Genomic DNA, 11,977 nt, shown 5'->3' on the forward strand with positions numbered 1-11,977 from the left:
TTCACTGCCAATTGATAAAATTCTCAAATAGCATTTTTTATCAATTGGCATCCCCTAATCTATTTGACTCTGGAGTAGACTCCAAAGTATAGACTTATCAATATTGATTAAGGTCATTGTTTGATAAGGGGGCGCATATGCACTCACACAACCATAAAGAAGTACATCAACATAATAGCGCTTGCTGTTCGAGCAGCAGCTGCTCTTCAACTGCGGTTCAAAACAGTAAAAATGTAAGTAATGACTCACATACTCACGAACACGATACTGTCGAGAAACATCCTGACGATGATGAGGAGGCTCATCAGCACCAGAGCTGCTGTTCAACCTCTCATCAAGCACATGATCATCAAGAACATGAGCATAGCCATCAGCATACGGCATGTTGTAGTTCTTCAAGTGAGCTGCAAAATGATGTTGCACCTGCACAAGCCGCAGGGCAACGTTTCAATTGGATAATTCGCGGTATGGATTGTCCTAGCTGCGCTCAAAAAATCGAAAATGCGGTAAAACAAATCACTGAGGTAAAACAGGCTAAAGTCCTATTTGCCACAGAAAAACTCGTTGTTGATGCCGATAAAGATATTAGTTCCGCTGTCCGCGCAACCGTAGAAGCGGCTGGCTATGAGCTATTAGATGTTGGTATCAATAGCGCTGCTGCTATTACACCTCCGCCTAGCCTATTAAGCGAGTCGAAGCCTGTGATCATCTTAGCCATCTTAATGGCTATTAGCTGGGGGGTGGAGCGCATTAACCCTCAAATTGGTCTCATTGCTTTTACACTAACGACTTTATTTGGCCTTTATCCCATTGCGCGTAAATCATTACGTTTGATCCGTACTGGTACACCTTTTGCGATCGAGACCCTGATGACTGTCGCCGCTATCGGTGCCATCTTTATTCAGGCAACAGAAGAAGCCGCGATGGTTATCTTACTATTTATGTTGGGGGAAATGCTGGAGTCTTACTCTGCTGGTCGAGCACGACGCGGTGTCAGTGCTCTTATGGCACTTGTACCAGAAGAAGCTTTATTAATTAAAAATGGTCAGAAAACCACAGTTCCAGTCTCACAGCTACGTCCAGGTGATATCATTGAAATTGCACCCGGTGGTCGCTTACCAACTGACGCGGAATTGATCTCCGGCTTCGCCAGCTTTGATGAAAGCTCACTCACGGGTGAATCTGTTCCCGTCGAACGTAATGTTGGCGAAAAAGTAGCGGCAGGCTGCTTATCTGTCGATCGCACAGTACAGATGAAAGTGGTTTCAGAGCAAGGGCAAAACGCGATTGACCGTATTTTGCAATTGATTGAGGAAGCTGAAGAACGTCGAGCACCAATTGAACGTTTTATCGACCGCTTTAGTCGTATCTATACTCCACTGATCATGCTATTTTCAGCATTAGTCGTGGTGATCCCTCCCGTATTCTTTGGCGCACCATGGGAAACGTGGATCTACAGAGGCTTAACCTTGCTGCTGATTGGTTGTCCATGTGCTTTAGTGATTTCTACACCTGCGGCAATCACCTCTGCGTTAGCAGCCGCCACACGTCGTGGTGCATTAATTAAAGGCGGTGCAGCGCTCGAACAGTTAGGTTCAGTCACCACTATTGCACTAGATAAAACAGGAACGTTGACGGAAGGTAAACCTCATGTTACTGATTTGGTTCCTGTCGACGGTATAACTGAAAATGAACTAGTACAAATCACTGCATCTGTTGAGGCAGGCTCTCATCATCCTTTAGCAAAAGCCGTTATAAATAAGGCAGAAGCCTTATCAATTAACGTCGTTGAAGCCGAAAATCGTAAGGCTCTCGCAGGGAAAGGGGTTGAAGGTTATCTTAATGGTAAACATGTGTTAGTGAGCGCCCCAAGCCGTTTGGATAGCCCACTTGATGGGATTTGGCAAAATCGAGTTGAATTACTAGAGGCGGAAGGCAAAACAGTCGTTATCACACTGGAAAATAACCGAGTCATCGGCTTAATCGCGCTGCAAGATACATTACGAAGCGATGCGATAGATGCCATGAGTATGTTAAGGGCTTTGAATGTTAATGCGGTGATGCTAACAGGCGACAATCCTCGCGCAGCCGCAGCTATAGCTGGTCAACTAGGTATGGAATACCGTGCAGGTTTACTGCCTGAAGATAAAGTCACTGCTGTGATGGAATTAAACCGTAACCATAGCACTATGATGGTCGGCGATGGTATTAACGATGCCCCAGCCATGAAAGCATCAAGTATTGGTGTAGCAATGGGTAGTGGAACGGATGTTGCTTTGGAAACTGCCGATGCTGCCTTGACTCATAACCGTTTAACTGGATTACCTGAAGTGATTGCTTTATCACAGTCCACTCGTAAGATTATTCGTGAAAATATCACAATAGCCTTAGGGTTAAAGGCAATCTTCCTAGTTACCAGCCTACTGGGAATAACAGGGCTTTGGGTCGCTGTTCTTGCTGACTCAGGAGCAACAGCTTTAGTGACAGCAAATGCGGTACGTTTACTAAAAGTAAAACTACCACAAATTAAAAAATAATATTTATTGTATTATTAAAGAAGCGCCATAACGGCGCTTCTTTGTTATAAATAGAACGTTTAATCATTATTATCTAGTAAACTATCATTTCTTACATTTTAATTTTTATTAAATAGTAATAAAAACTTTAAATACAACAAGTAATGAGATGTCACTTATAAAAAATAAATTATTTTTTCACGTTAAATTAGGAGTAACTTTTTTCTATTTTATCTCTATATTCGCTAATATCTTCGTAACATAAGGACATTGATGAAGGCGAGTATGATACAAAAAGCCCCTACAACACCACATGATGCCGCTTTTAAAGGTTTTTTAACCCAAATAGATAATGCTCGCGATTTTTTCGACATTCATTTGCCAGAACATATTCGGTCTTTATGTGACTTTAATACATTAGCACTTACTAACTCTTCTTTTATCGATAAAAAACTGCGCTCTCGATTATCTGATGTTCTTTATACTGTACAAACAGAAGTTGGTGATGGCTATCTTTACCTCCTTATTGAACATCAATCAACACCTGATAAATTAATGAGTTGGCGCTTAATGCATTATTCATTTTTGGCAATGAATCAACACCTTCAGCAAGGCCATAAAAGTTTACCACTCGTAGTACCTATTTTATTTTACCATGGAGATAGCTCCCCCTATCCCTATTTGAAAACATGGACTCACTGTTTTTCTTGGCCCGAACTCGCTGATGAACTGTACTTTAATCCATTTCCATTAGTGGATATCACTGTTATTGATGACAATGAGTTAGTTAATCATCGAAAGATTGCAGTAATGGAACTTGCATTGAAGCATAAAAATCTACGTGACGAATATCAGCAAGTGACTAGTCTGCTCGCCCAAGCATTAAATAGGCACTATAATAGTGAGCAAGATACCAGCATTATTATTAATTATCTGCTCACTACGTTAGATTCATCTCAGTATTTTGAACAAATAATTCAACAGTTAATTGAACAAATCGAAAACCATCAAGGTGTTGCTATGAATATCGCTCAACGTTTAAAAGATAAAGCCAAACTAGAAGGTAAGATTGAAGGTAAGATAGAAGGTAAGATAGAAGGCAAGATAGAAGGCAAGATAGAAGGCATGCAAAAAGCCAGGCATGAAAATGCACTTTCACTCCTAAAAAATGGTGCAAGCTTCGAACTTGTGATGAAGAGCCTAAATTTTAGCTATGAGGAGTTACAACTTATCATTCAAGAGGATAAGGGCACTTACCAGTAATAATGCCATATTCGTGCGATAGCCTTTAAGCTCACCGCACGCAAGCAGCCTATTTAACTAAAAAAGGCTTACAGGCCTTCCGTTTTTTTACGTAACAAATAACGGTATGGGGTTTGTTCCGTTTCAACTGCCAGCAATTCATGCTCCATAAAACGGCAAAAACCGGGGATATCACGTGTAGTTGCAGGATCATCTGCAATGATGAGTAAAGTATCGCCAGCATTCATTCCTCGAACAGTTTTACGAACTAGCATAACTGGCTCAGGGCAACGCAAACCAAGTGTATCAAGAGTTTTAGTGGCATTTAAAAATAAATCAGACATAACTACGCTTCTAAAAAATAAAAGATGCTCTAATTATATAATAAAATTATCCTCTCTGACGTAACAGTTTTGCTTTTGTTGCGCAACAAGCGTATTATGCGCACTTCCCAATGTCGGGAAAGTTTTTTATGGGTTCCCTCACCCCATTGCTACTTAAAAAGGTACAATATGTTTTCATTCACAGCACAGCAAAAAGCCAGTGCATTAATTTGGCTGTCTTTATTTCATATTTTAATTATTACCTCTAGTAACTACCTTGTACAGTTGCCGATTAATATTTTCGGTTTTCACACTACATGGGGAGCGTTTACCTTTCCATTTATTTTCTTAGCAACTGATCTTACTGTACGTATTTATGGTGCACCACTTGCACGTCGGATCATCACTGCGGTCATGTTGCCTGCTCTACTCATTTCCTATGTTATATCAGCTCTATTTTTTCAAGGTGAATGGCAAGGAGTAGCAGCATTAAATACATTTAACTTATTTGTGGCTCGAATTGCCGCTGCTAGCTTTATGGCTTATGTTCTTGGGCAAATAATGGACGTCAGTGTGTTCAACCGATTACGTCAAAATAAACGTTGGTACGTTGCCCCCGCCTGCGCCATGTTCTTCGGTAATTTAATTGATACCATTGCCTTTTTCTTTATTGCATTTTATCAAAGCAGTGATCCTTTTATGGCTGCGAATTGGGTAGAAATTGCCTTAGTTGACTATACCTTTAAGCTATTTATTTGTATGCTATTTTTCTTACCTGCTTATGGTGTTTTACTCAATTTTATTTTGAAGACATTTTTTGCCAAAACTGCCGAGCAAAAACTCGCCAATCAACATTAGTGCAACTGCGAAGGGGAAATAGTACTCCCCTTCGCTCACCTCTGAAAAATTACCGATCTAACTCTCATTTTATTGGTTTTATTCATCAATAATCTCACAGCCGTGATAGTCTGGTTGCACAATCGAAACGATCCGCGCCAATTCCGTTTTAATTCAACCAAAAAAGAACACAAACGAACAGAAATAACCATCACTCTCTATCTTTTGGAGTTTATAAGATGAAAAAACTGATTAACCGTGTTGAAGATATTATAAGTGAAGTCAATCAAGGGCTTATTGCTGCTCATCCTGAATTACGTTTGAATGTTGACCCAACCTACCTCGTTCATAGTAATACACCTATCAAAGGCAAAGTTGGCCTACTTTCCGGTGGGGGTAGCGGTCATGAGCCGATGCATAGCGGATATATTGGTCAAGGAATGTTAGATGGGGCATGCCCAGGAGAGATGTTTACATCCCCGACACCAGACCAAATGATGGAATGTGCAATGGCCATCGATAGCGGCGAAGGTGTATTAATGATCATAAAAAACTACACTGGTGACGTCCTAAATTTTGAAACGGCCGCTGAACTCTTACACGATGCAGGGATCAAAATCGCTACCGTATTAGTTGATGATGATGTCGCAGTAAAAGATAGTTTATACACCGCAGGACGCCGAGGTGTCGCTAATACCGTTTTGATGGAAAAAATACTCGGCGCGGCAGCGACCAAAGGATATTCTCTTGAGCAATTAGTGGAACTAGGCCACAAGATCAATAATCATGGTTATAGTTTAGGTGTTGCCTTACAAGCCTGTACCGTACCCGCGGCAGGAAAACGCTCATTTGAACTTCCGGATAACGAAATGGAATTTGGCGTGGGGATCCACGGAGAGCCCGGCATTGAACGGCGCAAATTTACTAATTTAGACGATACTGTCGATCAAATGTTTGAAACTTTGCTCGAAAACGGTCACTACGAACGCATAAGCCGCCAATGGGATCGTGAAAATGGCTGCTGGCAAGAGCATAAACACACTAAACACCCTCTGAAAAAAGGCGATCGCGTAATTGCATTAGTTAATAACCTTGGCGCCACACCATTATCTGAGTTGTACGCTGTGTACCACCGACTACAAACTTGTTGTCACGATTTTGGTTTGACTATTGAACGTAGCCTTGTCGGCTCCTATTGCACCGCACTTGATATGCAAGGCATCTCAATTACGCTATTAAAAGTGGATGATGAAGACTTAATGTTATGGGATGAACCAGTCAATACCCCGGCTTTACGTTGGAAGTGTTGATAACACAAAACTTCTACTCCCAATAACCAATAAATTAAGCAGTAAAAATGGAGCCAAAACATCATGAACTTAACACAACCGCAAATTTATTATTGGTTGATACAGTGTTCACAAACTTTTGCTGATGAACAAGATCGGCTTACCGAGCTAGACACCGCTATTGGTGATGGCGACCATGGACTCAACATGCATCGTGGTTTTCAGAAAGTAGCCGAAAAATTACCTTCTGTTGAAGACAAAGATATTGCTACCTTACTGAAAACCACCGGAATGACACTCTTATCTAGTGTCGGTGGCGCAAGTGGTCCACTCTTCGGCACATTTTTTATTAAAGCTTCGCAAAGTGCTGCTGGTAAAGAAAATTTAAGCATTGCTGATTTAGCTGAGCTGTTCAAAGCAGGAACAGAAGGTGTTGTATCACGAGGCAAAGCCGAACCTAATGATAAAACCATGTGCGATGTTTGGTGGCCTGTTTGTGAATCACTTGAAAAAGCGACTTCACAAACCTTAAATGAAGCAATAAGTGCGGCTGTAGAAGCAGCAAAACAAGGTGTGGCATCAACAATCCCTATGCAAGCACGAAAAGGCCGAGCCAGTTATTTAGGTGAACGCAGTATAGGCCATGCAGATCCTGGTGGAACATCAGTGTTGCTACTGCTGGAAACTTTACAGAAATCACTTTAACTCTCCATCACGCTGGTATAGTTTACTCACCACCAGCGTGATGTTTTATCGATTTAATTCATAACAAATATCATCATACACAAAACCATTAATCTCATAGTTTGCAGTAATCACTTTTTGTTTAGAAAATCCGTTTTTAACCAACACTTTTTCAGAAGCAATATTACCTTCGGTCACTACTGCTATAAATGTGCGAATTTGTGCATAATCAGGGGATGATAACAGCATTTTCAGAGCCGACGTCGCAATGCCCTTACCTGAAAAAGTAGGGTCAATCAAATAACTAATTTCACCAACTCGCTGTTGATTTACTAATGATAAACAAAAGCCAATCAATCCCATAGGCCGGTGAGTTTCAATATCTTCAATCACTAAACATAGCCAATGTTCAGAATGTAAATTCCATTCGATTAATCGACTTTCAAACGCGGCAAGAATTTCTTTTTCTGTTTTTGGGTTAGAAATAAAACGTAAAACATCGAGGTTCGTATACAGTTGAAAAAAGAAGTCCTTATCTTCTAGCGTCAATTTTCTAAGTCTAAAGGAGGGATCCGTGTCTAACATGTCAAACCTATCATTATGCATTAAATCATAAGGTTACTACGGCATGATAGAATATGGCAGTACTATTACAAAAAAGGGAGAAAGGTGGGCTCCTTTCTCCCTAACGGGTTAACTAAACAGCTCATTATTTTTATTATAATGCTTTGGCTAACAGGCTTATCGGGTGTTCACATTTTTTACTGGTCGACATCTCTATCTGCCATTTACAGGTTTCGCAATCTGTAATCACCATATCAACCCCACTGTCTTCAATTTGGCGAAATAACCCTGCGCCAATCCCTTGAGAAACTTCATAGTTTTCTTTTTTAAAGCCGTATGTTCCTGCAATACCACAACATTGAGAATCGAGTACGATCAATTCAACGCCAGGTACACGCTTAATCAACTCCAATGTGTATGATGTCCAACCCATTTTTTCCATATGACAAGGCGTATGATAAGCCACTTTCAGAGGTGTATGCTTGAGTTTAAGCTCTCTGCCTTGCTCTAATAAGCGATAGATATAACGTGTTGCTAATTCAATGTTATCGCGCATTTGTGAGGTATCGACATCTAAAACATGTGTATACTCATCACGGAGTGTAAAAGTACACGTCGATGACGTTGCAACAACCGGAATATGTTTCTCAAGGATGGTTTCTTGTAGCGATTCTAAATTAACATTTGCTTGCCGCTTAGCTTGTTTCATAAAGCCATTCGCAATTAACGCCACACCACAACATTTTTCGCGTTTTAATAGTTGAACGCCAATTCCCATTCCATTAAACACTTTAATTAAGTCTTTACCGAGCTGTGGATGGTTATAATTGACATAGCAACCATGGAAAAAGGCAACTTGCTCTGCAAATTTTTGTTGTTCCGCCGCTTGTTTTGCATACCAACGTCTAAATGTTCCAAAGGAATATTTAGGCAACTCCCGACGATGGTCAATTTTTAAAGCTTTATCGAGAATTTGACGAACTGGTTTTAGCCCCGTGATGGTATTTACCACTGGAGCAAAAGGTGTCGATAGTGATCCCATTAAATCGGTATGACTGAGTATTGCATCACGTAATTTCGGCTTTTGTTGGCTGTATGTATTACGAGCACGAGCAATAATATCGCCTATTTTAACATCCGATGGGCATGCAACTTCACAACGTTTACAGTTAGTGCAATATTTCAATGCCTCATCATATAACATTGGATCTTTTAAACGTAAACGCTCACCATCAGGACCCGCTTGTTTTGGCCCAGGATATAACGGATTAACTTTCGCTACAGGGCAATAGGTCGTACAAACAGTACATTTAATACAACTTTCAAAGCTTGCATCCTGAATACTCATTGCGCCACCTCCGCCTGCATGGCTCTTTGTCGTTCAAAATAGCCCACAATTTCATTTGCTGCATGTAAGCCACTTATCAATGAAACTCCCGCACCACAACCTTCAGTTAAAGGGTCAAAACCGCCTAAAACCGCGCCTGCCACATAGAGATTTTCGAAAGTTTGCCCCTCTTTTTGTGCCCGTAGATACTCATCTGTTTGAACACCAAACGTCATATATGGCTGTGAAGCAAAAAATGCTTTATTGGTCCACTGTGCACGCTGAGGAATATGGCATAAATCAAGGTTCATTAATGGCTCATAAATACGATCGAACTCAGCAACAAGCCCATTATTAAAAAAACTGCCGGTGGCTAAGACAAACTGAGAAGCCTTGAGTGAAATATCACCATGATTACGTGTATTCACTGATTCTATGCGTGACCCAATACAATTCACTGAAGTCACCTTATCACCCGGCATGATGATCCCACCTTGACGGCGAAATTGACGTAACAGCATCTCATGCAATCGGATCCCCAGTAATGAAGGGGGTAATGTAGGCAACAAGTAGATGGGTTTACCAAGCTGCTTTTGTAGCTCAAGCAAAGGCTCTTCACTATCTAATCCGATACACGCTGGCATAAAAATAGTATCAGAATCAACGACTAGTGGTGCTATTTCAGCCACTATTTGCGCCATGTTTTCAGGCCTATCTAACCAACGTGCCACATTGATAGCTCTAAATTCGCTGGGGTTTTCTCTAAGTCTATCAAGGAGCGGCAAATGAACATAATAAGCACTCGCACTGACTCCCTCTCTTTGCAACTCATCAGACACCATTTGCGGCTGAAAATCTAAAAAACCTTCAATACCAACAACCGCTATTTTTCCCATATCCTTTTTTTTATGGAGGTTAACTGTAGGCACAAACTCAGGACTCAACCATGTTAGGCGCTTATGACCCAATGGCGTTATGCGATAATGATTTTCATCGCTAGAACCTTTAAGTTTCACGCCACTTTGCTGTAATAGTGTCTTTGCAAGATGAGTGAGTTTAATCACCGAAAGTTTACCAAGCCGGCTATACGGGTGTTCTGGCGCCTGCTCACTCAGTTTATCTAGGGCATCTAATGGTTTTTCTACGCTTTGGCCATCGGGTAAATGCGTTAATAAATCCAAAGATCCAGATGAAAAGTGCAACGCATTTTGCCCTGCGCTCACAATGGCACAAGATAAACCTGATTGAGTTAAGCGAATACCACAGATAAGCCCAGCGAGCCCCCCGCCCATCACGACTGCATCATATTTCATGGTCAGCCTCCTCGTTAGAAACCTTATCTAAGGTACTTTCATTCATGCCACATAAGCCATGGTAAACCCAACTAGTAAATTCACTTTCTCGCAATGCATCCCCCCAAGCGATAGGTCTTACGCCTTTCCAACGCTCATTCAAAAAATGTCCTAGCTGCTGTTCGGTTTCATGTGGTGTTGTCACATTAAAACGGTTTAATAACCCAGCGGCTCGGCAAGCACATAACTCACCTTGGCATGTTCCCATGCCAACGCGAGTCCGACGCCGTAAATCAAGTAAGTTATTAACTGTTAATGAGTTAACAGCATAACGTACTTCACCTGCGGTAACCGCTTCACATTCACAAACAAGGCTCTTATCTAGTCTATCGGTCGTTAATATCGCGGTAGCACGGTCACCATGACGATAGACTGCAGAACCACGAATGGGGGCTGGAATTGAAATAACGTTACGCAGTGCTTCTTCAGCACTATGTTGCGACCCTGGTAAAGGGGCATCTGCTGTAGTGCATTTGGCGGTATGCCCTAATTTTTCACACACTTTATCTGTTGCCCATTCAGCCATGAGGCGATAAGTCATTAATTTACCACCAGTAATTGTGATAAAGTTTTCAAGGCCATCGCGTTTCGCATGGTCCAACAACACAATACCGCGACTCACATTACGACCAGAAGGATCATCATCGCTGGCAACTAATGGCCTAACCCCCGCATAAGCGCGCAATATGCGTGTTTTCGCTAATGCAGGTGAGAGCATTGAACCTTCGCGGATCAAAATATCGACCTCTTCCGGTGTCACATACATATTATCAATTTGATCATATTCGATATGTGTCGATGTTGTGCCGATCAGTGAAATCGTATCTCCAGGTACCAAAATATCCGCATCAGCAGGCTTGCGGCAGCGGTTAATAACCATGTTATTTAATCGGTGGCCTAAGATCAGAAGCGCACCTTTTGCAGGGAACATTTTGATTTTCAGATCTGCGTATTCTGCGATTTTTTGTCCCCAAATCCCCCCAGCATTAACCACAATTTCAGCATAAATATCATATTGTTGTTTAGCTTGATGATCGTAAACTGTTACACCGCGTACTTTATCACCTTCTCGAATTAGTCCGATGACTTCATGATAAGTGAGCACTTTCGCACCATGTTCGCGGGCATCCAGCATATTAGCTGCGGTTAAACGAAAAGGATCAACAGTACCATCAGGCACTCTCACAGCACCGATCAATTGGGGATTGACTGACGGCTCAAGGCGGATCGCTTCTGCGGGGTCGAGAGCATGAGCATCAATACCTGCCGCTTGGCAAGCTTGAATAAATTGCTGTTGGTATTCGAGAGAATCTTCAGGCAACGTAATAAATAAACCGTCAGTCTTCTCAATACAATGATGTGCAATACGTTTTAGTATCTTGTTTTCTTCAATACACTCTCTTGCTGATTCCCCGTCCGTGACAGCATAGCGAGCACCACTATGTAGCAAGCCGTGGTTGCGTCCTGTTGCGCCTGTTGCAATATCATGCCTTTCGAGTAAAACTGCTTTCAATCCTCGGCGGGCGCAATCACGAGCAACACCTGCACCTGTTGCGCCACCACCGATAATGATGACATCCGTTTCAGTCACAGATGAGCCATTCATGTCGCATTCCTCACATTAATCAACATTACTTTTAGTATGGTCTATTTTTATAATCTATAACTAAATATAGACAAGAAACGTGCTTGATGTTTGATAAGGAACAAAAACGAAAGCAATCAAACCAAAATTAGCGATAAAAAGACAAAATTCGTGATGTTAATCACAATAATTTCATCTGTTATGGTTTCTTTTCCTCCTTAAATGACTTTAACTATGCCTCCCATAAATAAAACAGAT

General features: G+C 41.4%; 10 protein-coding genes. 5 read left to right on the forward strand and 5 right to left on the reverse strand.

Annotated features, from left to right (window positions below):
• Positions 1 to 137 precede the first annotated feature (137 nt).
• Positions 138 to 2,537, forward strand: a complete 2,400-nt coding sequence (locus tag I3B46_RS18295) for a zinc/cadmium/mercury/lead-transporting ATPase (protein ID WP_104873200.1) — start codon at positions 138 to 140, stop codon at positions 2,535 to 2,537.
• Between the two features lie 264 nt (positions 2,538 to 2,801).
• A complete protein-coding gene (locus I3B46_RS18300) occupies positions 2,802 to 3,779 on the forward strand; it encodes an Rpn family recombination-promoting nuclease/putative transposase (protein ID WP_036942981.1) in 978 nt (325 codons plus the stop codon).
• 68 nt (positions 3,780 to 3,847) lie between these two features.
• On the opposite strand, the gene tusA is transcribed toward I3B46_RS18300, so the two are convergent.
• A complete protein-coding gene (gene tusA / locus I3B46_RS18305) occupies positions 3,848 to 4,102 on the reverse strand; it encodes a sulfurtransferase TusA (RefSeq protein WP_004925753.1) in 255 nt (84 codons plus the stop codon).
• Between the two features lie 168 nt (positions 4,103 to 4,270).
• Here tusA and I3B46_RS18310 point away from each other — a divergent pair, with 168 nt between their 5' ends.
• The 3 genes from I3B46_RS18310 to dhaL all read left to right on the forward strand — a co-directional run bounded on the left by I3B46_RS18310 (position 4,271) and on the right by dhaL (position 6,912).
• Positions 4,271 to 4,939 (forward strand): 7-cyano-7-deazaguanine/7-aminomethyl-7-deazaguanine transporter, encoded by a 669-nt coding sequence (locus tag I3B46_RS18310; RefSeq protein ID WP_004925758.1) that lies wholly within the window; start codon positions 4,271 to 4,273, stop codon positions 4,937 to 4,939.
• 218 nt (positions 4,940 to 5,157) lie between these two features.
• Positions 5,158 to 6,228, forward strand: a complete 1,071-nt coding sequence (gene dhaK, locus I3B46_RS18315) for a dihydroxyacetone kinase subunit DhaK (protein ID WP_036942978.1) — start codon at positions 5,158 to 5,160, stop codon at positions 6,226 to 6,228.
• Positions 6,229 to 6,291: 63 nt separating this feature from the next.
• Positions 6,292 to 6,912 (forward strand): dihydroxyacetone kinase subunit DhaL, encoded by a 621-nt coding sequence (dhaL, locus tag I3B46_RS18320; protein ID WP_196993103.1) that lies wholly within the window; start codon positions 6,292 to 6,294, stop codon positions 6,910 to 6,912.
• A 45-nt stretch (positions 6,913 to 6,957) separates the two neighbouring features.
• Here the strand turns inward: dhaL and I3B46_RS18325 are convergent, their stop codons facing one another.
• The 4 genes from I3B46_RS18325 to glpA all read right to left on the reverse strand — a co-directional run bounded on the left by I3B46_RS18325 (position 6,958) and on the right by glpA (position 11,740).
• Positions 6,958 to 7,476, reverse strand: a complete 519-nt coding sequence (locus tag I3B46_RS18325; protein ID WP_036942971.1) for a GNAT family N-acetyltransferase — start codon at positions 7,474 to 7,476, stop codon at positions 6,958 to 6,960.
• Between the two features lie 133 nt (positions 7,477 to 7,609).
• A complete protein-coding gene (gene glpC / locus I3B46_RS18330) occupies positions 7,610 to 8,803 on the reverse strand; it encodes an anaerobic glycerol-3-phosphate dehydrogenase subunit GlpC (protein WP_014657520.1) in 1,194 nt (397 codons plus the stop codon).
• The gene (glpB, locus tag I3B46_RS18335; RefSeq protein ID WP_036942968.1) at positions 8,800 to 10,095 is read right to left on the reverse strand and encodes a glycerol-3-phosphate dehydrogenase subunit GlpB; all 1,296 of its coding nucleotides are present in this window, start codon (positions 10,093 to 10,095) and stop codon (positions 8,800 to 8,802) included. Before glpB ends, glpC begins: the two co-directional genes overlap by 4 nt.
• Complete coding sequence (glpA, locus tag I3B46_RS18340; protein ID WP_004925779.1) at positions 10,085 to 11,740, reverse strand: anaerobic glycerol-3-phosphate dehydrogenase subunit A; 1,656 nt, start codon at positions 11,738 to 11,740, stop codon at positions 10,085 to 10,087. Before glpA ends, glpB begins: the two co-directional genes overlap by 11 nt.
• Between the last annotated feature and the right edge of the window lie 237 nt (positions 11,741 to 11,977).

Source organism: Providencia sp. 2.29 (genome assembly GCF_015832305.1).
Taxonomy (GTDB): Bacteria; Pseudomonadota; Gammaproteobacteria; order Enterobacterales; family Enterobacteriaceae; genus Providencia; species Providencia stuartii.